At 49.0% G+C, this 25,676-nt stretch carries 24 protein-coding genes; 15 read left to right on the top strand and 9 right to left on the bottom strand.

Annotation, left to right across the window (positions count from 1 at the left end; genetic code table 11):
• Position 1: 1 nt before the first annotated feature.
• The 4 genes from LQZ19_RS01715 to LQZ19_RS01700 are packed head-to-tail and all read right to left on the bottom strand — an operon-like array spanning position 2 to position 3,836.
• The gene (locus tag LQZ19_RS01715) at positions 2-739 is read right to left on the bottom strand and encodes a 16S rRNA (uracil(1498)-N(3))-methyltransferase (RefSeq protein WP_411045906.1); all 738 of its coding nucleotides are present in this window, start codon (positions 737-739) and stop codon (positions 2-4) included.
• A 14-nt stretch (positions 740-753) separates the two neighbouring features.
• A complete protein-coding gene (locus tag LQZ19_RS01710) occupies positions 754-1,425 on the bottom strand; it encodes a D-lyxose/D-mannose family sugar isomerase (RefSeq protein WP_411045905.1) in 672 nt (223 codons plus the stop codon).
• A 39-nt stretch (positions 1,426-1,464) separates the two neighbouring features.
• Positions 1,465-2,652 (bottom strand): carbohydrate kinase family protein, encoded by a 1,188-nt coding sequence (locus tag LQZ19_RS01705; RefSeq protein ID WP_411045904.1) that lies wholly within the window; start codon positions 2,650-2,652, stop codon positions 1,465-1,467.
• Positions 2,649-3,836: a mannitol dehydrogenase family protein gene (locus LQZ19_RS01700; protein ID WP_411045903.1), complete on the bottom strand. Its 1,188-nt coding sequence runs from the start codon at positions 3,834-3,836 to the stop codon at positions 2,649-2,651. Before LQZ19_RS01700 ends, LQZ19_RS01705 begins: the two co-directional genes overlap by 4 nt.
• A 154-nt stretch (positions 3,837-3,990) precedes the next feature.
• Here LQZ19_RS01700 and LQZ19_RS01695 point away from each other — a divergent pair, with 154 nt between their 5' ends.
• From LQZ19_RS01695 to LQZ19_RS01675, 5 genes are all read left to right on the top strand, one after another.
• A complete protein-coding gene (locus tag LQZ19_RS01695) occupies positions 3,991-5,484 on the top strand; it encodes a sugar ABC transporter ATP-binding protein (protein ID WP_411045902.1) in 1,494 nt (497 codons plus the stop codon).
• A 19-nt stretch (positions 5,485-5,503) separates the two neighbouring features.
• Positions 5,504-6,469 (top strand): ABC transporter permease, encoded by a 966-nt coding sequence (locus tag LQZ19_RS01690; protein ID WP_411045901.1) that lies wholly within the window; start codon positions 5,504-5,506, stop codon positions 6,467-6,469.
• A 50-nt stretch (positions 6,470-6,519) separates the two neighbouring features.
• Positions 6,520-7,464, top strand: a complete 945-nt coding sequence (locus LQZ19_RS01685) for an ABC transporter substrate-binding protein (RefSeq protein ID WP_411045900.1) — start codon at positions 6,520-6,522, stop codon at positions 7,462-7,464.
• Between the two features lie 118 nt (positions 7,465-7,582).
• Positions 7,583-8,887, top strand: coding sequence for a threonine synthase (gene thrC / locus LQZ19_RS01680; protein ID WP_411045899.1), 1,305 nt, complete (start codon positions 7,583-7,585; stop codon positions 8,885-8,887).
• Positions 8,888-8,906: 19 nt separating this feature from the next.
• Positions 8,907-10,394, top strand: coding sequence for a mechanosensitive ion channel family protein (locus LQZ19_RS01675; RefSeq protein ID WP_411045898.1), 1,488 nt, complete (start codon positions 8,907-8,909; stop codon positions 10,392-10,394).
• A 24-nt stretch (positions 10,395-10,418) separates the two neighbouring features.
• Here the strand turns inward: LQZ19_RS01675 and cobA are convergent, their stop codons facing one another.
• The 5 genes from cobA to thiS all read right to left on the bottom strand — a co-directional run bounded on the left by cobA (position 10,419) and on the right by thiS (position 14,221).
• Positions 10,419-11,921, bottom strand: coding sequence for a uroporphyrinogen-III C-methyltransferase (gene cobA / locus LQZ19_RS01670; RefSeq protein ID WP_411045897.1), 1,503 nt, complete (start codon positions 11,919-11,921; stop codon positions 10,419-10,421).
• Positions 11,922-12,099: 178 nt separating this feature from the next.
• On the bottom strand, positions 12,100-13,035 hold the full coding sequence (gene hemC / locus LQZ19_RS01665) for a hydroxymethylbilane synthase (RefSeq protein WP_411045896.1): 936 nt from the start codon (positions 13,033-13,035) through the stop codon (positions 12,100-12,102).
• 4 nt (positions 13,036-13,039) lie between these two features.
• Positions 13,040-13,609, bottom strand: a complete 570-nt coding sequence (locus LQZ19_RS01660; RefSeq protein ID WP_411045895.1) for a precorrin-2 dehydrogenase/sirohydrochlorin ferrochelatase family protein — start codon at positions 13,607-13,609, stop codon at positions 13,040-13,042.
• Positions 13,610-13,613: 4 nt separating this feature from the next.
• Positions 13,614-14,018 (bottom strand): M67 family metallopeptidase, encoded by a 405-nt coding sequence (locus tag LQZ19_RS01655; protein ID WP_411045894.1) that lies wholly within the window; start codon positions 14,016-14,018, stop codon positions 13,614-13,616.
• A complete protein-coding gene (gene thiS / locus LQZ19_RS01650) occupies positions 14,012-14,221 on the bottom strand; it encodes a sulfur carrier protein ThiS (RefSeq protein WP_411045893.1) in 210 nt (69 codons plus the stop codon). Before thiS ends, LQZ19_RS01655 begins: the two co-directional genes overlap by 7 nt.
• 146 nt (positions 14,222-14,367) lie before the next feature.
• Here thiS and LQZ19_RS01645 point away from each other — a divergent pair, with 146 nt between their 5' ends.
• From LQZ19_RS01645 to LQZ19_RS01600, 10 genes are all read left to right on the top strand, one after another.
• Positions 14,368-14,916 carry a pyruvate kinase alpha/beta domain-containing protein gene (locus tag LQZ19_RS01645; protein WP_411045892.1) on the top strand — a complete coding sequence of 183 codons (549 nt, stop codon included), beginning with the start codon at positions 14,368-14,370 and terminating at the stop codon, positions 14,914-14,916.
• 298 nt (positions 14,917-15,214) lie between these two features.
• Positions 15,215-16,426 (top strand): radical SAM protein, encoded by a 1,212-nt coding sequence (locus tag LQZ19_RS01640; protein ID WP_411045891.1) that lies wholly within the window; start codon positions 15,215-15,217, stop codon positions 16,424-16,426.
• Positions 16,427-16,597: 171 nt separating this feature from the next.
• The gene (metK, locus tag LQZ19_RS01635) at positions 16,598-17,773 is read left to right on the top strand and encodes a methionine adenosyltransferase (protein ID WP_411045890.1); all 1,176 of its coding nucleotides are present in this window, start codon (positions 16,598-16,600) and stop codon (positions 17,771-17,773) included.
• Between the two features lie 30 nt (positions 17,774-17,803).
• Positions 17,804-19,015: a radical SAM protein gene (locus LQZ19_RS01630; RefSeq protein ID WP_411045889.1), complete on the top strand. Its 1,212-nt coding sequence runs from the start codon at positions 17,804-17,806 to the stop codon at positions 19,013-19,015.
• Positions 19,016-19,060: 45 nt separating this feature from the next.
• Positions 19,061-20,080 (top strand): ABC transporter substrate-binding protein, encoded by a 1,020-nt coding sequence (locus LQZ19_RS01625; RefSeq protein WP_411045888.1) that lies wholly within the window; start codon positions 19,061-19,063, stop codon positions 20,078-20,080.
• 102 nt (positions 20,081-20,182) lie between these two features.
• Positions 20,183-21,007, top strand: a complete 825-nt coding sequence (locus tag LQZ19_RS01620; RefSeq protein WP_411045887.1) for an ABC transporter permease — start codon at positions 20,183-20,185, stop codon at positions 21,005-21,007.
• 19 nt (positions 21,008-21,026) lie between these two features.
• Positions 21,027-21,797, top strand: coding sequence for an ABC transporter ATP-binding protein (locus tag LQZ19_RS01615; protein WP_411045886.1), 771 nt, complete (start codon positions 21,027-21,029; stop codon positions 21,795-21,797).
• Positions 21,798-21,882: 85 nt separating this feature from the next.
• Positions 21,883-23,115, top strand: coding sequence for a radical SAM protein (locus tag LQZ19_RS01610; protein WP_411045885.1), 1,233 nt, complete (start codon positions 21,883-21,885; stop codon positions 23,113-23,115).
• A 185-nt stretch (positions 23,116-23,300) separates the two neighbouring features.
• Complete coding sequence (locus tag LQZ19_RS01605) at positions 23,301-24,287, top strand: ABC transporter substrate-binding protein (protein WP_411045884.1); 987 nt, start codon at positions 23,301-23,303, stop codon at positions 24,285-24,287.
• 33 nt (positions 24,288-24,320) lie between these two features.
• Entirely contained in the window at positions 24,321-25,634 is a 1,314-nt protein-coding gene (locus tag LQZ19_RS01600; protein ID WP_411045883.1) for a radical SAM protein, read from the top strand.
• Positions 25,635-25,676 lie beyond the last annotated feature (42 nt).

Here is a 25,676-nt window from a genome sequence, read left to right as displayed (position 1 = left end):
TTTACCAAAGCTCGCCGATTTTTTCCATAGCCAGTACCGCCGCCGCTACACAGGCCGTTTCTGTACGCAGGGCCCGCTTCCCCAGGGAGAGCCGGGAAAAACCTGCGGCCTCCAGAAGGTCCCGCTCCCGGTCTGACCAGCCGCGTTCCGGACCGATGGCTAAAACCACGGGACACTGCCGGACAGGCAGGTTCGCCATGGCCCCCGAGGGCCGCACATTGTCCGGGGCAATGAGCAAAGCGGCGCCGGGCGCCATTTTCCAGGGCCGTTCCTCCAGCCAGGCTTCCAGGCTGTGGTAGGTGGATAAGGCCGGGATGGTGGTGTCCCGAGCCTGGACCGCCCCCTCAATGAGGGCTGCCCGGGCGCCGCCGTCGGTGAGCAGCTTAGTGTCCCGGTAGCTTTTTTCGCCCAGGTCGGTCCCCATAAGGTCCACCGCTAAGAGGCCCAGGTTGGAAAGGTCCCGCAGGAGCCGGCGAAGCTGTATGGGCCGGGGAAAGCCCACGGCGATTCGTATGGGCAGCCGGGGGGGCGGTTCAGTCGGTAAATCCAGGGAATAGCTCAGGGCTCCATCGGAACTGATCGACTCGATCCTGCCGGTACCCAGACGGCCTTCCAGGATACCCGCGTCAAAGGAATCGCCGGGCTTTTTATGCAGCACCTTGAGCAGATGGACGGACCGTTCGTCCCGTTTAGAGAGTGGCTTTCCCGCCTCGTGGGGTTCAAAGAGGATGATATTCATTGTAAAAAAGATCCCTAGTGATAATCACTTACCAGAAGATGCACCGGCGTCTCATCTTCCGCAATAGACGGAAAGCGTCCCCGTTCTTCAAGAAAAAAATTGTCCTTTTGATCATCATTTACCATGGACACTTCACCAAGCAGCAGTTTAGCGTCGTCGGACCAAAACTGATGGAATACCCCCTGAAACAGGGTGATGCTTTCTCCCGGCCTAAGGCGCACAATGGCGCCGGCATCCACCGTATAGTTGCGGCCATCCACCGCTACGGGTACCGGGGATTTTTCATCCTGCTTGTGTTCCCCCAGGGAACCATAGACCTGAATATTTAAGGTTCCTTTACCGCCGCGGTTAATAATATCTTCCATTTTACTTTGATGATAATGATAAGGCGTTATCTGACCGGGGTTTACAATAAGGACCTTCTCCGCATAGGGTTTTTTATTTGAAGGATCAAATAGATTTCCGTTCCGTATGGTAAAAAGAAATAGTCCAATCTTATTAAAATTCCCACTGCCAAAATCGGTTAAATCCCAGCCAAGCAGGTTTCTCCGTATTTCATCATATTCGGGTCCCTTCGTTTCCCAATCCTTTGGGCTCCAGAATGCAAAGGGAGGCAGTGAGAATTGCATCTCCTGCAAAAAATCCTTTGCTTCCCGTATATTGCGGTTTATTTCCGATCGTTTCATATATTCCTCCGAGTCTTAACAGTATAACTTTGGGTGGGTTTATAGCAATCCACTAATTTGTTTTCGGTATGAGGCAATGTAGGGCGCCAGCCGTTCCCGTTTTTCCCCGGGATAGGTTTCGTAGAAGACGCCTCCCACGGTAAAACAGGCGAAGCCCCCGGCGGCGGTCCCCAGGATACAGGCCTCCCGGAGATCGATCTTGCCTCTTGGCGCCAGGGCTAACTGTTCAGCAATACCGGCGATAATGCCTCCGGCAAAGTTATCCCCGCAGCCGGTGGTATCCCCTCTTCGTTCCGGGAAATCAGCCAGTTCCCGGTTGACTTCTTCGCAGACCGGCAGGGTTTGTGTTTCCAGGGGATTACATACCCCTTTTCCCGCAGCAATTCTAATTGATCGCGCCCCTTCGGTAATCAGTACCGCCCCGGTTCCCCGGGAAAGAAACCAGGCTGTTGCATCCTCCGATGAAGAACAGCCGGATGTTTTCAGGGCTTCGTCCCGGTCGGCAATGAGTACATCAATAGAAGGATAAGCATCGTCCCCGGTCCCAAGTTTCCACTTCCGGCCCGGAGTGTTGATTTCACTACGGTAATCATAAACCAGATTCACCACCGTTACTGCGCCATTTTCCCGGGCCCGCTTGAGGAGTCCCGTAAGGCCGTCATGAATGGACGGCGTCAGAGCGGTTCCTCCAAAGGCGATTATATCGGCATCAAAAAAATTATCCCCCAGGTCGGTGGGATCAAAATTACGGGCCGCTCCTAAAAGATTGATAAAAGTCCGTTCCCCGTGGCCATTATCGTAATGGGGGTCCGAAAATACATCCGTCCGGGGGGCGGCGGCGGGTTTTTTTAAAAGCCGGTACTCCCGGAAGGGAAGCCGGGAAAGGGAAGCATCCACAAGTTCCCCAGTTTCGTCGCTGCCCCGGATACCGAAAAAACACACCTGGGCTTTTTCTCTCAGCACCTGGGCTGCATGGGTTAGGGATACTACCGAAGGCCCCCCCAGGCTGCGGGAAGCAGGGGGAATACCGCCGCTTATATCCCTCAGGGCGGTTTCGTATGGCTTCCCCATGAAGCGTTCAAAATCTTCGGCAAAAACCAGCCGGCCCGGACTGAGTCCGCCATCACCATCCTTTCGGGAAAGAGCCTGCTGAAAAGAGGGGGCAGTAAAATCAATCGAAGGGTATAGAAAATCTATTACGCAGCACCCGGTTCCATGAATAATCATTCTACTCTCCCATTAATTAACAAATCTATTACTTTTTTGTCAATAACAGTATTACTGTCTAATCCGGATACGTTCTGTAGTATTTTTTCAAGATCAGTTGTCCCTTCCGATTGGAACTGGGCATCCGCAGGAAAGAGGAGACCCTTTTCATCCGTTGCGGCAAAGTTAAGACCTGCCTTATACACTGCGGCAATTGCGCTGAAGGGGACATTGTATTTAGCACAGAGCAGCATGGCTCCTACCAGGCGATCCTCCCGGCTTAACTTTCGGCGCAGATCCCGGCCAACCCGATGCACCGTATCCCCAAGGGCAGAATTTTTAAACCGGAAAAGGAGATCCTCAATATGATCCATGAGTTCCTGCTTGCTGTAGGATTTTGGATATTCTAAAACCAAGGCATCGACTGCCTCGTTCATGGCCGCCCTGACCCCTTGTTCAACCCCCTCTAACTTCAATGCTCCGGAAATAAACTGTTCCTTGGGGTCCTTCTGATATCCCAGATAGGCCGTTGCGGCATGGCCCAAATTATGGACAAAGAGCTTCCGGTCCACGTATGCCTCTATGGGTTCCACCGGGTACAGGCCCGCAATTTTTGGAAGAGGCCCCTTAAAACCCCGCTTATCCAGGATAAGGGTTTCGTATTCCTCCGCAAAAAGCCGGAGCGGATCATCCGTCAGGTCCTCCTTCCGCATGAGGGGCACCATTTTTCCAATGCTGGTCTCCACCAGACCTACTAAGCGCGAAAAGGGATACTCCGGCCCCAGCTCCCGGGTAAGGATATTCCGGAAGAGCTCCGGGGCAGAACGGTCATTTTCAGCGATAATAATATCCAGGGGCCGCCCCGGGTCTTTTTTAAAACGTTTTTCCAAGCCCCGGGCAAGGACCGGCAGCACCTTGGGAAGGGCGCCCTTGCCTACGCTGGTAGCTGCTATATCTGCATCGGCGATCTCCGTGCTGACCAGATCAATATCCCGGCCATCAACCGCTCGTACCGGCCCGATGCTTCGGCTTTCATCTGCTTTTCCATCTCGTTTGATTACCACCGTGTAATATTGTTCCTGGTTGAGGCGGGAAACCAGGAGGGGGTCCACGTCGATAAAGACTACTTCCCATGCGGCACGGGAAAACAAAGCCCCGATAAAGGAGCGGCCGATATTACCTCCGCCGAATTGTACAAATTTCATAATGCATCCTTTCCGTGAAAATGATCGTTATTCTAATCCCGATTACCCGGTAAATCAATGCTATTTTTGCTTACAAATGGAATCGGACTGATTTTAAAAAAAGGGTGTTGCAAGTTATAGAATTTCCGTTTACCCTGTATGATAAGGAAAAAGTATGGTGGAAGAACTAGTAAAAGTTGAACATATTACAAAGACCTTTTCCGGCGTCGTTGCCCTTAATGATGTGCATTTTGATCTTCGCCCCGGGGAGGTTCATGCCCTGTTAGGTGAAAACGGAGCGGGAAAATCCACCCTAATGAAGATAATCTCCGGGGTTTATACCCGGGATTCGGGGGATTTTTATGTTAATGGACAGAAAATCGAGCATGATCTGACCCCCCAATCCGCTCAAGCCCTGGGTATTGGGATAATTCACCAGGAGTTAAATCTCTGCCCCCATCTTACGGTGGCGGAAAATATTTTCCTGAACCGGGAATTTACCCGCGTCGGCTTTCTGGATACCAAGAAACAAAGCCAGGAAGCGTTGAAATACCTGAAAACTCTGAACCTGGATTTCGATCCCGATACACCCATCAGTAATTTACCGGTTTCCAAACAGCAGATGGTGGAAATATGTAAAACCCTTTCCATGAACGCTCGGATCATCATCATGGATGAGCCCACGTCGGCCTTAACGGAAAAGGAAATAGAAGACCTCTTTAAGGTTATCGCCATGCTGAAAAGTGAAGGCCGGGGGATTATCTATATTTCCCACCGCTTAGAGGAACTTTCCCGTATTGTAGACCGGGTTACGATCCTGCGGGATAGTAAGTATGTAACAACCCTGAACTTTGCCGAAACGAACCTCCCGGAGATTATCAGTTATATGGTGGGCCGGACCTTGGACGAAAAGTTCCCCCGGATCGAAGTGGAACGGGGAGAAAAGGTGCTGGAGGTCAAGGATATTTCCTCCCCCCATGGAGTCGGTGTGAAGAATGTGTCCTTTAACCTGTATAAGGGCGAAATTCTCGCCTTTGCAGGCCTCATGGGCGCCGGCCGGACCGAGCTGGTCAGGGCCATATCCGGGGCGGATAAGATGAGTGCCGGGGAAGTGATCATCAACGGGAAACAGACAAAGATCAGTACCCCCGGGGATGCCATCCGTCATGGTCTTTTTTGCGCCCCCGAGGATCGCAAGCGGGACGGTCTCTGCGTTAAGATGACCCTGGCGGAAAATATCACCCTTCCCAGCCTGGATATTGTTTCCAAACTGGGAGTTATCAGCCGGCGGCTGGAAACTAAGAAATCAAAGGAAATGATGCAGAGCCTTAAAATAAAGGCCCAGGGAGTGGAACAGTATGTCCGGAATCTGTCCGGGGGGAATCAGCAGAAGGTCGTGGTGGGTAAGTGGCTCATGCGGGATGCTCAGGTGGTTATCTTTGATGAGCCAACCCGGGGTATCGATGTGGCGTCCAAAATAGAAATTTACAATATTATTAATGACCTGAAAAAAAATGGCATCGGGGTTATGTTTGTATCCTCCGAATTGCCGGAGGTTCTGGGTATGTCGGATCGGGTTTTGGTTATGTGCAACGGTAAGATCACCGCGGATCTGGATACTAAGAAGACGAATCAGGAAGAGATACTGCATTACGCAACGCAATATTAATTAAAGGGGAGTATGATTCATGAGTGATAGTGTGGCTAAGGCCAAGATAGGGCTTAATTTATCCCGGGCCCAGAAGCAGTTGCTCTCGACCTTTAGTGGGTTGTTTCTTCTTGGGGTAGTTTTTACAATTCTGAGTCCCTACTTCTTTTCTGCAAACAACCTATTAACCGTGGCAACCCAAACGGCGGTAATTGCCATTATCGCCGTTGGTCAAACCTATGTGTTGATCACCGGAGGGATTGACCTGTCCATCGGGTCGAACATGGCCCTGGCGGGGATGGTTGCCGGTATGGCCATGCGTGCCCAGCTGCCGGTTCCCCTGGCTATTTTTTGCGGTCTTTTAACCGGTATTATTTCCGGCGGGGTAAGCGGTGTTTTGGTGGCCTTCGGGCGATTGCCCCCCTTTATCGCCACCCTGGGTACTATGACTGTGGTACGGGGTCTGGCCCTCACCGTTACCCAGGCCATTCCCATTAGCGGTCTTCCCAAGAATTTTACTGTCTGGGGAACCGGTTCTACCTTGGGTATTCCCAATCCGGTGATTAGTACGGTATTGTTGGTTGTTATTTTCGGCTTTATCCTGGCAAAAACAAAATTGGGCCGTCATGTGTATGCCACGGGAAGTAATTTTGAGGCTGCCAGGCTTTCCGGGGTGAATACCAATACAGTTTTAGTGATGGTGTATGTTTTTTCCGGCCTCCTTGCGGCCTTTGCGGGGCTTATCATGGCAGCCCGGATCATATCCGCCCAGCCTGCTGCGGGGGACGGTTATGAATTGGATGCGGTAGCCTCTTCGGTTATCGGCGGGACCAGTACCATGGGCGGGGAAGGCACCGTAGCGGGTACCTTTATCGGTGCTTTTGTTATCGGTGTTTTAAGAAACGGCCTCAACCTGGTTGGGGTTTCTCCCTTTATACAAAAGATTGTTATTGGAATCGTTATCGTTGGTTCAGTATTCCTGGATAAGATCCGGCGAAAAGATTAGGCTATACTTGGTCTTCTTATGGGGATCATTAAATTCTGAGGAGGATTTGTATGAAAAAGAAAGTAGTATTGGTTGGAGCGCTTTTGATCGCTCTGGTCTGCGTATTGTCATCCTGTAATAACAGGCGTCAGGCATCGGATGGTAAGATCAAAGCCATTCTGATCACCATGGATTCCATGGATGAACACTGGCTTAAAGTCAAGGCCGGTGCGGAAGCCAAGGCTGCAGAATTGGGTAACGTGAACCTAACTTTTAATGCACCCCCTGGAAAGGTGGACGCGGCGATTCAGCTTCAGATGGTTGAAGATGCGATTACCCAGAAGGTAGACATCCTTCTGCTTGCTCCCCTGCACGCAGAAGCTCTGGTCCCCGGGGTTGAGAAGGCAAAGAAAGCGGGTATCAAGGTTGTGTTGGTCGATACCGGCGTGAATAGCGATGCCTTCGATGCTATCCTGGCCACCGATAACGGCGCCGCGGCCCGGCTGGCTGCCAATGAACTGGCCAAAGCCATTGGTGAAAAAGGAAAGATCGCCATCATCAATGCTCAGGCCGGTGCTGGGACCACCATGACACGGGAAAATGATTTTAAAGATGAGATCGCCAAAAAATATCCCAACATCACCATCGTAGGTACCCAATATTCCGATGGGGATAAGACCCGGGCCCTTAATATCGCTACGGACTTCATGACCGCCAACCCTGATCTGGTGGGTATCTATGGCGCGAACGAAGGTTCTTCCACCGGCGGAGCCACCGGTGTTGAGCAGGCCGGTAAGAAAGGCACTATTAAGTTTGTTGGCTTTGATTATTCCGCGGATATTAAAGGTTTGATTGAGCGGGATGTTATGCAGGCCACCATGGTCCAGAATCCTTATGAAATGGGATATCAGGGACTCCAGGTGGGGGTGGATCTCCTGGCTGGGAAGACTGTGAATCGAAGCATTGATACCGGTGTAACCGTGGCTACCAAGGCCAATCTTAATACGATAAAGTAATTTTTATCGGAAAGGATCAGTGTTGATTATGAAGGCGCCGGACATATGTCCCGGCGTCTTTTTTGTCCCCTTGCCCATGTGTATTTTGGAGAGTAAACTCTAACATTAGAGGATGTCCATGCAGTTTAGATCTACCCGATCAAATGATTCCCTTGTTTCTTTCAAGGATGCAATTCTCCAATGTCTCCCTATGGATGGCGGGCTTTATGTCCCTGCTTCAGTATTAGACATGCGGCAGTATGTTCTCTATATGGATACCGAGACCAGCTATCCGGAACTGGTCGCCACGGTGGCGCCGGCCCTGCTTCAGGGGGAGCTAAACCCCTTTTCTGCGGCCCGGGCAGCGGAAAGCGCCTTCGATTTTGAGCCGGAGCTAAAGCAGCTGGATGATAACTTTTCCGTTTTAACCCTTTGTAACGGACCTACCGGCGTCTTTAAAGATTATGGCATTGCCTTTTTGGCGGCGGTTATGGAAGAACTCCTTAAAAACGACCAGCAGGCCATGATACTCTCCGCGGCCAGACAGGATACGGGGGTCAGCATAGCCCATGCCTTTTCCCAACGTAAGGGTATGATTTCGGCTATACTCTATCCCTCCGGTCCGGTCCGGGGCTTGGACCCCAAGTCCTATATCACCAATGGCGGCAATGTCATTCCCATTCAGATTAAGGGTACCTTTGATGACTGCCAACGTCTTATCATTGAGGCCATAAATGACCGGCCTTTTGCGGAACGGTACGGGATTACCTGCGCAAATGCGATTAATCCGGGCCGTCTTCTTCCTCAGGTTTTCTATTATTTTTATGCCTTTATCAAACTGAAAAAAATCCTTAAGGGAGAGCTGATATTCAGTGTACCCACGGGGAATTTTGGCAATTTGATCGCCGGGCTCTATGCCTGGAAAATGGGAATGCCCGTGAATGGCTTCATCGCCGCCATGAATGCCAATAATGCCTTTGGGGACTATATTAGGGGTAAGGAATTTAAGCCGGGGAAACTGATTCAGACTAATTCACCGGCTCTGGATGTTAGCGTCCCTTCAAACTATGAAAGGCTTGCATCTTTTTATAAGGAAGCTCCGGCGGTAATGCGGAATATGGTATTTCCCGACACTATTGATAACGATACAACCATAAACGCTATGGAAAAGGCCTGGAAGGATTATCATATCCTGCTGGATCCCCACGGTGCGGTAGCCTTTGCCGCCGCCCGGCGTTTATCCCAAACTGCCGGGTTTAACGGCCATGTGGTGGTCCTTGCCACGGGGCATCCGGCAAAACATGCCGATTTGGTTATGCAGGCTACGGGCCAACAAATTGATATACCGGAAAAATTTTCCAATCTCTGGAAAAAAACTGATCCCATGGCAACGATTTCACCCCAACTTGATGCTCTTGAAGGCGCCATAGCCAGTTGCTGTTAATTTTCTTAAGGGGGCTGCTATGAAGATTCGAAATTATATATTTGGTTTATGTATAACGCTGATAGTTTTATTGCTTCCATTCAACGCGGCGGCGGAGGAATCCTCCGCCGAGGCTGCAAGTTCCTCCCCGGAAGCGGTTGCGGACAGCGAAGCCCCTATCAAAGATGCGGCGGCCCTGGGGATAATCCTGGATCAAACGATACCCGGGGCATCGGCAGAAACTGCCGCTCCGGATGCGGGAACTGTCGTACCTGGGACGGATTCTGCGCCCCAAAAGGGGATTTTCGAGAACGCAGAAACGCTGGGTGAGAATATAAAAAATGCCGTTGAAGTGGATAATGGTTTTAAGCTGAATATCCTAATGCGCCTGGGGATTGCGGCGGCAATCATAATTGCCCAGGCCCTGTTTATACGGCTCGTCTGGTATTTTTTTAAGTGGTTTCAGGGAAAGCTTACTGTTTATGGGAATAAACATTTTAAATACCTGACCATAAAAAAATTCCACATCATGGATACCACGCAGATACTGAATATACTTTTTACCATATTAAAAATAGCTAAATATATTGTTACCGCCTTTCAGCTGTTCCTCACCATTCCTATTGTATTCAGGCTGTTTGCCCCGACCAGAAACCTGGCGGATAAATTATTCGGATATGTTCTGAATCCCCTTAAAACCATCGGCCTGGGGATACTCGGTTATATCCCCAATATTTTCACCATTACAATTATTGTCATCATAACCAGATATGTAATTCAGACCCTCAAATTTTTTACCCTTCGCATTGAAAAAGAAAAGCTGGTGATACCGGGTTTCTACGCTGATTGGGCCCGGCCTACCTTTAATATTTTACGGATACTTTTATACGCCTTCATGGTGGCCATTATTTATCCCTATCTTCCCGGGGCCGAGTCTAATGCCTTCCAGGGAGTTTCCGTATTTGTGGGTATCATCATTTCCCTGGGGTCCAGCTCCGCCATTGGAAACATGGTGGCCGGGATGGTGATCACCTATATGCGGCCATTTAAAATCGGAGACCGGATACAGCTCAATGATACTGTGGGCTTTGTGGTGGAGAAGTCGGCCGTGGTAACCAGAATTATTACCCATAAGAATGAATATGTTACTTTTCCTAATCTGATGGTCCTGTCCTCTAAAATCGTAAACTACCATACCTCCTCCACAGAAAATGAGGAAGGACTGATCCTCCATGCGGATGTAACCATGGGCTATGCGGTTCCTTGGCGGCAGGTGCACGAGATACTTCTTGCCGCTGCAAAAAAAACCGCTCTTACAGAAGAAAAACCCGGTCCATATGTATTACAAACCGCCCTGGATGATTATTACGCCCGGTACCAGATCAATGTGTATACCAAGGCGGTAGAAAAAATACCGGCCATCTACTCGGAGCTGTATCAAAATCTGCAGGATGGGTTCACCGAGGCGGGGATAAGCCTGACGGCGCCGGCTTACCAGATACGGCTGCCGCCAGATTCGGGGAAGTAGGATGGGGAAAGAATTACAAAAAATTCAATGATTTATTTCTCTGTTGTGAACTAAATCGCAGAGAAGCTGCACCATTGCATCGGTACTTGCTTCCTTGGGAATCGCTGTTTCCATACCGTATTCCCGCGCCTTTTCCGCGGTAGGTTCGCCTATGCACACAGCCTTGGCAAATGTTTTGCCGAAGGTTTCGTTAAAAGCGCTTACCGCCGAGGGGCTGGTGAAAAATAGGTAATCAAAGCGCCCGCCTTCAATGGCCTGCCGTGCATGGCCGCCAATTACGGCGGGAACCGTATCGTATACCGCCAATTCCCGGAAAGGGACGCCGCCCTTTGCGAGGATCTCTCCCAGGACCGGAGCGCCTTGCCGGGAACGTATCAGGAGGACCGGTTCTCCGCGGGAAACTTCTACCAGCCCTTCCCCCAGGCGTTGTCCGTTGTAGGCAGGGGGAACATAGTCGGTAATAAATCCACGCCGTCTTAGGGCTTCCGCCGTGGCAGGACCCACTGCGGCAAAAAGGCATGCAGAAAAGCTGCGGATATCACCGCCGCCGCAGAGATACTGATCAAAAAACATATCCACCCCGGTGGAGCTGGTAAATACTATCCATTTGTATAGGCCGAGGTTCCCATCCGGAAAGGGCAGGGGTACGGTTTTGATACACGGAAGGGGCAGGGCTTCTCCGCCGAGTTCCCGTATCCGCCCACAGAGTTCGTCGTTTCCCGGTTCCGGCCGGGTTACCACCACACGTACCCCATCAAGGGGCAGCTGGGGCGTTTGATGGGACAGGGGCGTTGTTGGTTTTCCCAGGGAACAAACTTTACCTATCACTATCAGGGCCGGGGAAAGGAGGCCGTCAAAATTTGCGGCTTCACCAAGTTTGTCTAGGCGGGTAATCCATGTCCGGTGCTGGGGGCTAGTACCCCTTGATAGAATTGCTGCGGGCATGTCCGGGTTAAACCCCACATGTATCAGGCGGATTCCGATGTCTTTCAACGCCGCCGTCCCCATGAGGATCACCAGGGTTCCCCCTGCTTGTGCGATACCGGACAGGGCTTCATCGGTGGGTATTCCCTGCTTACCGTGCCAGGTAATGATGTGGACCGAAGAGCTTAGGTCCCGGTGGGTTAGGGGGATACCCGCATCCGCCGGAACCGCCAGGGCGGAACTAACGCCGCTTATCACCTCAACGGAGATACCCGCTTCGGCGAGGCTGAGGGCTTCCTCCCCGCCCCGGCCAAAGAGATAGGGGTCCCCGCCTTTGAGCCGGACAACCTGTTCGCCCCGGCTGGCCTCTTCAATCAATATGCGGTTGATTTCTTCCTGGGGCAGGGGATGGTTCCCCGGTGATTTTCCGGCGTTAATAAGCCGGACCTCCGGGGGTATGGTCCAAAGTATGGCATCCGAGACCAGCCGGTCATAAACAACCAGGGTGGCTTGCCGGAGAGCCGCCTTCCCTTTAAGGGTTAAAAGTCCCGGATCTCCCGGCCCCGCGCCCACGAGCCAAACCTTACCGAGCTTACCCGTCATCGGCTTCCTCCCCAAATAAGAATGAAGAAGAAAAACCGCAAAGTCGATGAAGGCGAAGAAGTATTTAAGGGAAAACGCACTCTTTTTTCCTTCCTTACTTCCTCTTTTTCGACTTCTTCGACTTTGCGGTAAAAATTTCTAAACGATAGGTAAGCATCTCTTGATTTATGGTTCAAGTTTAGCCTCCATTAGGCCCAGAGGTTGCAGCCAGGATGAGCCGGCGGGCCAATTCTTCCGCTAAAAGAAGAGCATGTCCCCGTTCACCGGAAATTTCTTCCCGGTAAAAGGGGAACCCTTCCGCTTTAGTCATAGGGGCGTACATGCCGGTAATGAGAATTTCTTGACCCAAGATTTGTGCGTAGGCGGCGGCGGGGGAAGAACAGCCGCATCCCAAGGTTCGGATAAAGGTCCGTTCAGCCAGGGCTTCCTCTTCGGAAACCGCGTCCCGTAGAATATCCAAAAAAGGGTAGCCCCAATCGCTCCGGCCCTGGACCGCGAGGGCGCCCTGGCCTGCGGCGGGGATCATCTCCTGTAGGGAGAATAGGCGTACGCCCCGGCGGGTGATACCCAGACGTTCCAGCCCCGCAGCGGCGAGGATCAGTGCGCCGTATTGGCCATTGTCAAGTTTGGATAGGCGGGTGGGCACATTACCCCGGATTGGGGCGCTGCGGAGCCGGGGGGCAATTGCCTGGAGCTGGATATGCCGCCGGAGACTGGAACAGCCGATGGGTAGGGCGGACTCAAGGGCCGTAAAAATATTCGTTTCAGGGTTATCCTGAACAGAATCCTGGGGTAGTACCAGCATATCCCAGGGACTACCCCGTTTCGGTATTGCCAGGATAGGCAGATCCTCCGGCTGGGTTTCCGCCATATCCTTGAGGCTGTGAACACAGAGATCGATTTCCCCGGAAGCGAGAGCCCGTTCCAAAGTACCGGTAAAAAAGGCCTTCCCCGCAGAACCCAGCGGCAGATCCGGTTTGAGGTCTCCCTCAGTTTTCATGGTAACCAGCCGCAGGGACAGTTCAGGATAGGCCCGCGCCAGGGGGTCCATGATCAGGCGGGTTTGGGCAATGGCTAATACGCTTTCCCTGCTGCCTATGCGGATTTCATGCAAGTACTTACTCCTTAAGCATTTGTGAGATCAGCCGATCCAGTTCCCCGGCTATGGAGGCGGTATGTTCCGACTCCCTAAGACGGCGGCGCTGTTCCCTAAGGATTTCCAGGGATCTCCCAAGATCCGCCGGCCAATCCTTATCCAGCCGTTCCCGCAGCCGCGCCGCAAGCCGGGGACAAGCGCCGGAGGTGGAAATACCCGCCGTCAAATCTCCCCGCCGGACCAGGGCCGGGAAAAAGAAGCTACAGAGCGCCGGGTCATCCGCGATATTTACGGGTATCCCCGCATCTTTAGCGTCCCGTGCTATCCGGGCGTTCAGCTCCCGGTCATTGGCGGCGGAGATCACCAGTACGGCCCCGGCTAAATCCGCCGGGCCGCCATAGGAGCGCTCCTCCAAGGTGATGGTATCCTGCCGGGAAAGGGCCCGAACCTCTTCCGAAGCCTCTAAAGCCAGGACAATAAGCTTTGCTCCAAAATCGACTAGGGCCTGTATTTTTCGTACCGCTACCGGGCCGCCGCCTATCACCACACAGCGCCGGCCGGACAGATCCACAAACAGGGGGAAAAAGGGCACCGGGTTATACCTGAACCGGTTCTTCCGCAGCGGCGCCGTTCCGAATCACAAAACTTTTCAGCGCCGGATCGGGATCTTTTAAAGAAATGATAATGTAGCTTAAAGAGGGGTCAAAGGCGAGGTGTATATCCTCTTCCGATGGCCGGGCGGGGGTGGCGGGATGGCTATGGAAGTTGCCCAGCAGGGTATAGCCCTTTTTCCGCATATCCGCGATGGCCTTGAACTGTTCTTCCGGAGCCATGGAGAAATGCTCGGCGCTTTTGTCGGTATTGGTGAGGCAGTAAACCTCCTTGACGGTTTTGTTGTCCCCCGCAATTTCACCGGCAAAGAGGCCGCAGGCTTCATTGGGAAGCCCCGTAAGCGCATGGGCTATCATACGGTCAAAATACTCCCTGGGAAGGATCAGCATCCGCCGCCGCCCATATAATAGAGAAATTCGACCACCGCCCCTTCTTTGATGATGGTAGCGTCAAAGTTGGCCCGCAGGATCATTTCATCATTTACCTGGACACTGACATACTCGGGCATATCGACCTTAGCCTCTTCAAGCAGTTTACTGACGCTGATCTCCCCGGAAATCTCAATTTTCTTCCCATTAGATGTAATAGTCACCGGCGTTTCCTCCAGGGGTTTTTATTACATTTTTATGCCTTTTTTGCAAGCCGTAGGGGACCGATTTTTTTTCAAAAAAGGATTGACAAGTTTATATTCATAGTATATACATTTGTTTAATAGTATATAAAATACTGAGGAGAAATATGTATTTTGATAAAGGTGGTCCTGATAATACGGAAAAAGCTCTGGATCTTGCTTTTGAGGCTGCACGGGACAGGGGTTTAAAGCATATTGTATTTGCTACCAGTACCGGTTCTACCGCAAAAGCATTCTTAAAAAGAGATATTTCGGCTTTTAATATAGTTTGTGTTACCCATGCTTATGGACAGATTGAGAAGGGCCAAAACGAAGTTTCCGATATATTGCGGGAAGAGCTAAAAGCTGCCGGTATTAAGGTATTGACCACTACCCATGTGTTAAGCGGCGCTGAACGCGGTTTACAGCGGAAATTCGGCGGAGAATATCCGGTAGAGATTATAGCTCATACCTTACGCATGTTAAGTGCGGGGATAAAGGTTTGCGTGGAAATACCGGTTATGGCTCTGGACGCTGGTTTAATTCCCTACGGAGAAAAAATTGTTGCGGTTGGCGGAACTAATAGGGGAGCTGATACTGTTGCAATTGTAAGCCCAGCCCATGCAAACGCGATATTTGATACCCGGATTCATGAAATAATATGTAAACCTTTATAGAAAAAGAAGCTGCTGGATATGGTGAACTACGGCCGCGTAGTTGACAAGATATTCAGTATCAATTATAAACATAGTAATTTGATCGGAATTCTATGTTAATAAAGGAGGGTAAAATGTATTTAAAAATACAAGAAATCCCAAAAACCGGAATTTCCGGAAGTTTTTTAACCCTTATTTCGGTAAATAGGTACATCCTGCGAAATGAAGGGAATAGGGGTTATTTGTGTAGTCTTTATTTGAAAAGGCTGTCGCAGCGGGTAATTTGTCCGGAATTTTTAGAATAATAAGGAGAAACGAAATGAGTACTTTAAAAGATAAGTTGTATGATGAGCTTTATCTCAAGCTGGCGTTAAATGTTGAAGGGGTTCAGTATGACGTTGGAACTTTTGATAAACTGTTACGGTCGAATATCACTCTTAAAAAGCGGGAGTATTGTACCCGGGATAAGGAACTGATAACAACCAAAAGTTACAATATTCCCTACGATCTTCAGCTTCCTAATGGGTTTCGGGTAAATTTGATTACGGATCGGAAGTCTCCCTATAAAATCGTAGAGCAGGATGGGGTTTTCAGCATTACCTATTTTGGTAAGTGGGTGTGTAACATTACCTTCCCCCAGCCGCCGGCGTTCTTTTCAGGGGTAACCAGTGACGGTACCAGTATGCGGGAAATCGCCGCCGACGGTACAGGTTGTGCCGATGACAAGGGGATCGCGGTCATGTACAGTTCGGAATGCTCCGTAAAAGACAAGGGTGAAACCTGCCTGTTTTGTACCTTTAACGGAGTCCTTGGACTGGAAAACAGCGAAGAGCGGCCGCCGTGGAGGAATCCCCTCCAGATAGCGGAGACCGTCAAAGCGGCCTACGAGGAAGGGTTTACCCGGATTAATATTTCCGGGGGCTTTATCCCCGAACGGCGGGAGGTGGATTATTACCTGGATGTAGCGGAAGCTATCCAGGACCAGTTGGGCCGGAAAGATTTTAACGGCGCCGCCTGTATCGGGGCGCCCCAGGACTTAGCGGTTATTGATAAGTACAAGGAAGTTGGATACAACAATATGTCCTTCAATATGGAGGTATGGGGCGAGGATTATTTTAATATTTTCTGCCCCGGGAAAGTATCCGAATGCGGCGGCTTTAATAACTGGGTTAAGGCGATTGAGTATGCGGTAAGTGTTTTTGGAAAGGGTAATATCCGTAGTAATTTTGTATCCGGTTTGCAGCAGAAGGAAAAATTACTTGAGGGTCTCGAATATCTAATCTCCATCGGCGTAGTGACCAATCCTTCTCCCTGGGTTCCGGCGATTGGTTCACCCCTGGAGGGGCATCGTTCCCCTACGGTGGATTGGCACTGGGATGTTCAGGTGAAAAATGCGGAGCTTCTTAAAAAATATGGTCGTACTTCAAGGGATATCTTTAATACGGCAGGAGCCCGGAATTATGCCTATGAGATATACCAGATAGAGAATGAAACCTTACCGATTTTCAAGGAGCAGAAAGCCGCCGTTTAAGGGGTGCATTGGTCTTTAGCCGCGGCATTTTGTGTCCGCGGCTTTTTTGTTCTTAACTTCGAAAAAAGTTGAGTTTTTTGAATTTTTTTTACAAAAGGGTTGACACGGAACATTATTCCTAGTATACCTCTATGTATTATTGTATATTATATACTTAGGAGAAATAGGATTATGGCAAGACTTTTTACCTCTGAATCGGTGACGGAAGGACATCCCGATAAACTCTGCGATCAGATCTCTGACGCTATCCTGGATGCGCTGATTGCCCAGGACCCGGAGTCCCGGGTAGCCTGCGAAACCCTGGCGACCACCGGGCTTGTGCTGGTGGCCGGAGAGATTTCCACTAAAGCTTACGTGGATATTCCTTCAATAGTAAGAAATACCATTGTGGATATCGGGTATCACAATAATAGCGGCGGTTTTGACGGAAAGACCTGTTCGGTACTGGTCGCCTTAGACGAACAATCCCCGGATATTGCCCAGGGGGTGAATAACGCCTATGAGGCCAAGGCGGCAGGGACGGCGGAAAAGGAAACCGGCGCGGGGGATCAGGGCATGGTATTCGGCTATGCCACCGACGAAACCCCGGAATATTTGCCGGCGCCTATTTTTTACGCCCATGCCCTTACCCGGAAGCTGGCGGAGGTGCGGAAAAACAAGACACTCCCGTATTTACGGCCCGATGGGAAGTCCCAGGTAACGGTGGAATATGGCGGCGATGGACAGGTAAATCGGATTCATACGGTAGTACTTTCTGCCCAGCACGATGCAGAGGTAAGCCAGGAGACTTTGAAGAAGGATATTATTGAAAAGGTGATAAAAACAGCGCTGCCGGCGGTACTTCTGGATGCAAATACCAAATATCTCATTAATCCCACGGGACGCTTTCATATAGGCGGACCCCAGGGGGACTCCGGGCTGACGGGCCGGAAGATTGTGGTGGATACCTACGGCGGGGTTGGGCGGCACGGAGGGGGCGCTTTCTCCGGCAAGGACCCGACCAAGGTGGACCGGTCCGCCGCGTATGCCGCCCGCTGGATAGCCAAGAACTTGGTGGCCGCCGGCACAGCGAAACGTCTGGAGGTAGAGGTGGCCTATGCCATAGGGGTTGCCCGGCCGGTATCCATAGCGGTGGATACCTTTGGTACCGGGAAACTGCCGGAAGAAAAAATCGTGGAGATTATCGAGAAGGAATTTGATCTCCGGCCGGATGCGATAATCAAACAGTTTAATCTGCGCAGGCCCATTTACAAACAAACCGCCGCCTACGGACATTTCGGACGGACTGATATTGATTTGCCCTGGGAAGCCTTGGATAAGGTTGGGGATGTTAAGAAGTATTTGTAAGAAGTATTTGTAAAAGGAAAAGGAGTGATTATGAGTGATATTAAACAGAAACTGTATGACGAGTTGTATCTTAGATTAGCCCTCACCGTTGAGGGTGTCCAATATGATGTTGGGGTTTTTGATAAATTATTGCAGCAGGATCCGTCCAGTAGAAAGAGAGAAGTGTGTACCCGGGATAAGGAACTGGTAACAAAAAAAAATTACAATATTCCTTACCAGTTCCTGCTTCCTTATGGTTTTCTGGTAAATTTGGTAGTAGACAGAAAATCTCCCTACAAGATAGTGGAGGAAGACGGGGTATTCAGTATAACTTACTTTGGCAAGTGGATCACCAATATCACTTTTCCAAAAGCGCCTCTCTTCTATTCTAAACTGACAAGTGATGGTGTCAGTATGCGTGAAATCGCCCAGGATCAACAGGGAGGGGGCGCGAAGGGTATCTCCGTAGCATACAGCCAGGAATGTTCAGTTAAGGACAAGGGGAAGACCTGCCTCTTCTGTGTATATAATGGAAACAAAGGGTTGGATAAAATCGAAGAACAACCGGCATGGCGGACGCCGCTCCAAATCGCCGAAACCTTTAAGGAAGCGCACAAGGAAGGCTACAACCGTTTAAATATAACCGGCGGTTTTATTCCGGAACGGCGTGAATTGGAATATTATCTTGACGTAGCGGAAACGGTACAGGAGCATCTGGAAGGAAAGGATGATTATGTTCTTACTGCGTGCATTGGCGCCCCCCAGGAAATTTCGGTTATTAACAAGTACAAGGAAGTAGGATATGACAATATGTCCTTTAACCTGGAAGTTTGGGGGGAGGAATACTTTAACGTTTATTGCCCCGGGAAAGTAACCGAATGTGCGCCCTTTGATCAGTGGGTAAAAACGGTTGAATATGCGGTAAGCACATTTGGGAAAGGGAAGATACGGAATAATTTTGTTGCCGGGTTGCAGCCTAAGGAAAAACTTTTTGAGGGACTTGAATATTTGACAGAGCTGGGGACCATACCGAATCCTGATCCCTGGATACCGGCCATAGGCTCAACTTTGGAGGGACACCGTTCACCCACAATAGATTGGCATTGGGAAGTTCAATTAAAGAATACCGCTTTACTGCGGAAGTATGGGCGTACCTCTACGGAAGCTTTTAACACCGGCGGCGCCCACTCTTATCCTCACGTGATGCTGCTGATCGAGGAAGAGGCATTACCGGTCTTTCATGAACAGAAAGAGGTAGTATAGTTTTCGTTTTTTTGCAAAAAATTAAAATAAAAAAGGAGTACTAAGATGAAAAAGTTTTACGGATTTACAAGCGGACTGAAGGGTTATATCCTTTTTGCGGTTATAGCGTTGTTTGGTTCAGTTCAGATCTTTGCGGGAGGGGGGGCACAGAGTACCGCACCAGCGGCTGTTCCCGGAGGCAAGGAACAACCTGTGAAGATTCGATTGGCTTCAACCGTTACTTCACAGACCCATGCCCGGATAGCGGAAAAATTGGGGTATTTCACCGATGAAGGGCTTGATGTGGATTTTACGGTTTTCGCCTATGGCCCACCCGAAATTGAGGCCTTTACCGCCGGCAGTCTGGATATAGGTACGGTGGGGGATTTGCCATCCTATTCAGCAATTGCCAATGGAGTTGATCTTGTTATTGTTGGTTTTTACAGTACCTCCGACACCATAACAGGGATTCTTGTTCGGGATGCGGCTAATATTAAAAGTTTTGCTGATTTAAAAGGGAAAAAAGTCGCCGTTGCATTCGGCAGCAACAACCATCCCTTACTTTACCAGTATCTGGATCTGGGCGGGGTGAAAGAAAGTGATGTGGAGATTTTCAATCTGCCGCTTAGTGAACAAGTAAGCGCCTTGGTCACCGGCCGGATTGACGCCGTAGTCACAAGCGAACCACGGATAACTCAGGCAGTACAGGCGGGAGGCATTACCTTGCTTTCTGATACCAAAGGAATACGTGTATTTTCTAATCCCGTTATTGCCCATACCGCCTTTCTTAAAACATATCCTGAACAGGCCGCCAAACTGTTGCGGGCTCTTGATAAAGCCGGGAGATGGGCAAATGCGAACGCAGACGAGGCGGGACAGTTAATCGCCGATATTACCGGAGGGAGTAAGGAGTCCCAAGTATTGGCCATTACCAAGGCACAACTGGATTTTACCTTAACCAAGGAACGGGTCGATAACTTTGTGTTAGGTGCGGAACTATCGCATAAATACGGACTTATTCCGGAAAAGATAGATGTCCGGTCCCATGTTGATGATTCATTCTTGAAAGCGGCGGGAGTTCAGTAATATAAAATACCCTGGGGGATACCCCGGGGTACTTTTACCGGAAAAAAGAAAATATTTGTTATATCCGGAACTCAATTGGTTATTTAGAAAAATGGAGAAAGTATGACTAAGTCAAGTGTGTTAATCATTTCTAAATCGAAACCAATCATATGGCAAAAATATGGTATCCATGGCGCCAATATATTGGCAGCCGCAGTTTTGCCGGTACTGCTGATTATCAGCTGGCAGCTGGCAGTCGATAATGGAATCCTCAACCAGTCTGTGTTTCCCGGTCCCCGTAGGATCATAAATGCCCTTAATCAACTTATTGCTAAAGGAACCTACTCACAGCACATTTTTTCCAGTTTGGGTCGGGTAGCTCAAGGCTTTTTTTGGGGGAGTACCGGCGGACTAATCGTAGGAACCTTGGCGGCTTTATTTCCTTGGGTAAACCAGTCTCTGATTGCCCTTATCGGTATTCTGCGGCCTATCCCTTCTGTTGCCTATATCCCTTTCTGGATTCTCTGGCTGGGCATTGGCGAAGAGTCAAAAATCGCGGTCATCATTGTTGGATCTTTTTGGCCGGTGCTGTTGAATACCATCCATGGAATCAAGACTACGGATCCTAAGTTGATGGAGCTTGGTCAAGCCTTTGAAAAAAATTATTTTCAGGTATTACGAAAGATAATCATACCTTCGGCCATTCCTTCTATTTTTACGGGTCTGCGCCTGGCAGTTAGTAGTTCCTGGACTGCGGTGGTTACGGCTGAAATGATTGCCGCTTCCCGGGGGATTGGTTTTTTGATTGCCTATGGCAGGGAACTGGCCCAGCCCAGTTTAATGTTTGTTGGGGTGATAACCATTGGCGCCATCGGCCTTATAATTGATACTGGCGTATTAACGTTACAGCGAAAGGTAATTTACTGGGGACCTTCGGGTAAAGAGTAAATCATACAAGGGGAATATTGTGGCTATATCTATCGATAATGTTGGTCGGATTTTTTTTATCAATCAGGCCGAGTTGGTAGCCATTCGGGATATAAATTTACAGATTGAGGATGCGGAAATTGTCAGCATTGTGGGACTCTCAGGATGCGGGAAAAGTACCCTTCTTAAAATCATTTCGGGACTGGATCATCCAACTTCGGGTGTTGTCTCTATTGATGGCCGGGAGATTACCAAACCCTCTCACAAGGATGTGGGGATAATATTTCAGGAATCCAGGCTTTTCCCCTGGAGTACGGTGGAACGGAATATTGAGTTTGGTCTTTCCAATGGTGTTTCAAGGGCGGAGCGAAAACAATCTGTCCAGGAACATATAAAATTGGTGGGTCTTACGGGTTTTGAAAAGGCCTTACCAAGCCAGCTTTCAGGCGGTATGAAGCAACGAGTCAGTCTGGCCCGTACTCTTATTAATCGGCCTAAGGCCCTGCTGCTGGATGAACCATTTGGCGCTTTGGATGCCTTCACTAAAATTTCCATGCAGAAAGAGGTACTCCGGATCTGGGAAAAGGAAAAGACCACCATGATCCTGGTGACCCATGATATTGACGAAGCCATTTATCTTGGGGATCGGGTGGTGGTCATGACAGCGAAGCCGGGGAAGATAAAGACTATTGTTCCCGTACAGCTTCCCCGGCCCAGGGATCGTACAAGTGTGGATTTTGCGATTTTGCGAAAGGAGGTTTATGAGGAATTTTTTGAATCCGATGAAATCCCCACAGATTACAGTATATAATTATTGAGATCATTGTCGGCCGATTTTGCTCGAATACACTCAAAAATCATCGATTTTTGCATTTTTTGTTTAAAAGGAGAACAAGATGGGAACGGTGAATGAAACAGAGAAACAGAAATTAAAAGATGAGATCTATTTAAAGAACCGGATACTGGTAGAGGGGATTTCTTTTGATCCTGGAATATTTAAGAATCTTGATTTGGGTGGTAGATATCTGGAACAGGTGAATGTAATGTTTGCCGCTGATAAGCATGCCCATGAAAAAGTTGAATTCCCCGGATGTATTCTAACTCCCAGAGGGCGTTACCGGACCCAACTCCGTTGGGATCAGAATAGCCTCCTGGTTTTGAAATATGAAGATGGCCAGTATAACCTGTATGATCGGGATAAACTTAGTATCGAAAAAGTAAAATTTGCTGAACGGCCTGATTATTACAGGCTTAAAACTTCTGATGGCGTTTCCATGCGGACTGTGGCGATTTCCCGTGGTAATGGAGCCATGTTTGTTTCCTACAGTAATGAGTGTGCTCTGAAAGAGAAAGATCTTGATTGCCTCTTCTGCAATATTAATGCAACAAAGGCAATCTATGGTGAGGCTCAGGGGATTAAATGGAAAACGACCCAGCAGGTAGGGGAAACCATAGCTGCTGGTTACAAGGAAGGTTATGACCATATGACGGTGAGCGGCGGCTTTATTGCCGAGCGTCGGGAAGTAGAATATTACATGGATGTGGCCGAGGCTATACAAACCCATACTGGTTTACAGGATTTTAATGGGACTGCCTGTGTAGGTGCGCCGAAAGATTTTTCTATTTTTGCTAAATATAAGGAAGCAGGATTCAGGACTGTTGCAACCAATATAGAAATATGGGATGAAAAAATGTTTGATGTGATCTGTCCGGGAAAGGCACAGCTTTGCGGCGGCAGGCAGAACTGGCTCAATGCGCTGGAAGAAGAATTGCAGATATTCGGAAAACACCGAGTCCGTTCAACCATGGTAGCCGGTATTGAGCCAAAGGAATCGCTTCTGGAAGGAGTTGAGTATTTAATCGGTCGCGGTGTTGTTGTGCTACCCAATCAGTGGAATGTTAATGTCGGCTCACCCCTGGAAGGTCATCGTACTCCCAACCAGGATTGGCATTGGGATGTAGCGGAGAAAACGGTTACTCTTTATCTGAAAAACGGAATTAGCTGGGATGAAATACGGGATTGCAATGCAGGAACCGATGCGGTCATTCATGATCTCTTCAGGCTTGAGAAGGGAATTGGTTTATCACAATATGAATATCCCATCAGGGAATTCAGCCGAGTTGCGTAAGACAAGCCCATATAGGACATAAAAAGGAGCCGGGTATGTTGTTCTCAGTTAAAAAAATTATCCGCAGTGAAGGCAAGCGAAGTTATTTGTGTCAGGGAAGAGAAGAATATCCGTAGGTTAAAAAATGGTATAGGGATGTGTTGCTTCCCCAGGAATAGAATGTCGTATTTTTTATGGAGTTTGAAATGAAAAGGAATTTGCTGCTCGCATTATTTGTATTTTCGGTTTTGTCTGTCGGCCTATACGCCGGTGGTACAAAGGATCAACCTTCTTCTGTTGCCCCCGGCAGTACAGAAGCGCCGGTGAAGATTCGTTTGGCAATTCAGCCTGGGGATATTCAGCCGACACTGGGTCAGGAATTGGGCTATTTTAAAGAAGAGGGTCTGGATGTGGAACTTATCACTTTCAGCTACGGGCCGCCTATTATTGAAGCCTTTACCAGCAAGAATGTAGACTTTGGCCTTTTGGGGGATTTGCCGGCTTATTCAGGCATAGCCAACGGGGTTGATATTACCATTGTCGGAACCTACAGCACTTCCGAAACCCATATCGCTCTGGCCGTACGGGACGCTGCCAATATAAAAAAGCTTGAAGATCTGAAAGGTAAAAAGGTTTCAGTACCTTTCGGCAGCAATAGCCAGCCTCTGCTTTATCTTTATTTACAAAAGGCGGGGTTAAAAGATACGGAAGTCGAAATAATAAACCTTTCGTTTACCGATTCGGTAGCAGCCATCGCTACCGGAAGAATTGACGCTACGGTAATTTCTGAGCCCAACCTTTCCCGTGCCTTACACTCAGGCGGAGTAAGCCAGCTTGCTACTGCTGAAGGCTTAAAACTTTTTGTTAATCCTATAATAGCCCGTGGAGAGTTTATCACCGTAAATCCCCTGCAGACTGCTAAATTACTTAAAATACTGGATAAAGCGGGAAAATGGGCAAAAGAAAACAGGGATGAGGCAGCTCAAATCATTTCTGATTTTTCAGGAGTCGATCTGGAATCAATAAAGCTCAATATTGACAAGCGTGATTTGAATCTTGCCCTTCCCAAGGACAGGATAAACGCATTGGTTATTGGCGCCGATCAGTCGCTGAGTTACGGTTTGCTTACGCAAAAGATCGACGTTGCGGGCCATATTGATGTTTCCTACCTGGAAGCTGCGGGAATACAATAACGTAGTAAAGGAAAATCTAATAAGAGGTCAGTGATGAGTACTATCAGCGAGCTGCAAAAAAAGAAACTGAGAGACGAGATATATTTGAAGAACCGTCTTTTAGTAGAAGGTATAGCTTTTGATCCGGAGATATTTAAATATCTGGATCTGGGAGGGAAATATATTGAACAGGTGAATGTTCTTTTTGCCAGAGATAAACATTCCCATAGTTCAATTGAGTTTCCAGCCTGTATCCTGACGCCGGAAGGAAATTACCGAACGCAGCTGCGATGGGACAAGTCAAGTCCTCTTGTTCTTAAATACGAAGATGGCCAATACAATATTTATGACAAGGACAGACTCAGCATTGAAAAAGTCAAGTTTGCGAGGCGGCCCAATTATTACCGTCTTAATACCCGGGACGGAGTATCAATGCGTACGGTAGCAGTAGATTACGGCTATGGTGCAATGTTTGTCTCCTACAGCAATGAATGTTCGCTGAAGGAAAAAGGGCTGGACTGCCTTTTTTGTAATATCAATGCCACAAAGTCTATTTACGGTGAAGCCCAAAATATTAAATGGAAAACTCCGCAGCAGGTGGGAGAAACCATAGCCGCAGGGTATAAAGAAGGTTTTGATCATTTGACGGTGAGCGGTGGATTTATTTCGGAACGCCGGGAAGTTGAATATTACATTGATGTGGCTGAAGCAGTTCAGGAGCATACGGGGCTTGAGGATTTCAACGGAACCGCCTGTATTGGAGCGCCGGCGGATTTATCGGTATTTGCCAAATATAAAGAAGCTGGTTTCCGTACAATTGCAACGAATTTGGAAATATGGAATGAAAAAATGTTTGATGTAATCTGTCCCGGTAAATCGCAGCTCTGCGGCGGCAGACAAAACTGGCTTAATGCCCTGGACGAGGAATTACAGGTATTCGGAAAGCATCGGGTCCGATCTACACTGGTCGCGGGAATTGAACCAAAGAAATCCCTGATTGAAGGAATTGAATATCTGGCTGAACGGGGAGTGGTCGTAGAGACGAGTCAATGGAATGTGAATATCGGTTCTCCTCTGGAGGGACACAGAACGCCGAGTCAGGATTGGCATTGGGATGTTTTTGAAAAGACCGCAACTATTTATAAAAAGTACAATTTTACCTGGGAAGAGATGCGGACAGCCAATGCTTCGGCTGATTCGGTTGCCCATGATCTATACCGGTTGGATCAGGGAATAGAAGTGGAAGAACCTGGAGATCGGGTGGTGGTCATGACGGCGAAGCCGGGGAAGATAAAGACTGTTGTTCCCGTACAGCTTCCCCGGCCCAGGGATCGTACAAGTGTGGATTTTGCGAAAGGCAGTTTATGAGGAATTTTTTGAATCTGATGAAATCCCCACAGATTACAGCAT

It is taken from the genome of Treponema primitia, assembly GCF_046533075.1.
Lineage (GTDB): Bacteria > Spirochaetota > Spirochaetia > Treponematales > Breznakiellaceae > Termitinema > Termitinema primitia_B.
The sequence above is the reverse complement of the archived record's forward strand: the minus strand, read 5'-3'. Positions and strand labels throughout refer to the sequence as shown.

Bases quoted from the DNA above. Each gene is read 5' to 3' on its own strand.
- LQZ19_RS01715 (WP_411045906.1), bottom strand. From the start codon at position 739: ATGAATATCATCCTCTTTGAACCCCACGAGGCGGGAAAGCCACTCTCT.
- LQZ19_RS01710 (WP_411045905.1), bottom strand. From the start codon at position 1,425: ATGAAACGATCGGAAATAAACCGCAATATACGGGAAGCAAAGGATTTT.
- LQZ19_RS01705 (WP_411045904.1), bottom strand. From the start codon at position 2,652: ATGATTATTCATGGAACCGGGTGCTGCGTAATAGATTTTCTATACCCT.
- LQZ19_RS01700 (WP_411045903.1), bottom strand. From the start codon at position 3,836: ATGAAATTTGTACAATTCGGCGGAGGTAATATCGGCCGCTCCTTTATC.
- LQZ19_RS01695 (WP_411045902.1), top strand. From the start codon at position 3,991: ATGGTGGAAGAACTAGTAAAAGTTGAACATATTACAAAGACCTTTTCC.
- LQZ19_RS01690 (WP_411045901.1), top strand. From the start codon at position 5,504: ATGAGTGATAGTGTGGCTAAGGCCAAGATAGGGCTTAATTTATCCCGG.
- LQZ19_RS01685 (WP_411045900.1), top strand. From the start codon at position 6,520: ATGAAAAAGAAAGTAGTATTGGTTGGAGCGCTTTTGATCGCTCTGGTC.
- thrC (WP_411045899.1), top strand. From the start codon at position 7,583: ATGCAGTTTAGATCTACCCGATCAAATGATTCCCTTGTTTCTTTCAAG.
- LQZ19_RS01675 (WP_411045898.1), top strand. From the start codon at position 8,907: ATGAAGATTCGAAATTATATATTTGGTTTATGTATAACGCTGATAGTT.
- cobA (WP_411045897.1), bottom strand. From the start codon at position 11,921: ATGACGGGTAAGCTCGGTAAGGTTTGGCTCGTGGGCGCGGGGCCGGGA.
- LQZ19_RS01655 (WP_411045894.1), bottom strand. From the start codon at position 14,018: ATGCTGATCCTTCCCAGGGAGTATTTTGACCGTATGATAGCCCATGCG.
- LQZ19_RS01645 (WP_411045892.1), top strand. From the start codon at position 14,368: ATGTATTTTGATAAAGGTGGTCCTGATAATACGGAAAAAGCTCTGGAT.
- LQZ19_RS01640 (WP_411045891.1), top strand. From the start codon at position 15,215: ATGAGTACTTTAAAAGATAAGTTGTATGATGAGCTTTATCTCAAGCTG.
- metK (WP_411045890.1), top strand. From the start codon at position 16,598: ATGGCAAGACTTTTTACCTCTGAATCGGTGACGGAAGGACATCCCGAT.
- LQZ19_RS01630 (WP_411045889.1), top strand. From the start codon at position 17,804: ATGAGTGATATTAAACAGAAACTGTATGACGAGTTGTATCTTAGATTA.
- LQZ19_RS01625 (WP_411045888.1), top strand. From the start codon at position 19,061: ATGAAAAAGTTTTACGGATTTACAAGCGGACTGAAGGGTTATATCCTT.
- LQZ19_RS01620 (WP_411045887.1), top strand. From the start codon at position 20,183: ATGACTAAGTCAAGTGTGTTAATCATTTCTAAATCGAAACCAATCATA.
- LQZ19_RS01610 (WP_411045885.1), top strand. From the start codon at position 21,883: ATGGGAACGGTGAATGAAACAGAGAAACAGAAATTAAAAGATGAGATC.
- LQZ19_RS01605 (WP_411045884.1), top strand. From the start codon at position 23,301: ATGAAAAGGAATTTGCTGCTCGCATTATTTGTATTTTCGGTTTTGTCT.
- LQZ19_RS01600 (WP_411045883.1), top strand. From the start codon at position 24,321: ATGAGTACTATCAGCGAGCTGCAAAAAAAGAAACTGAGAGACGAGATA.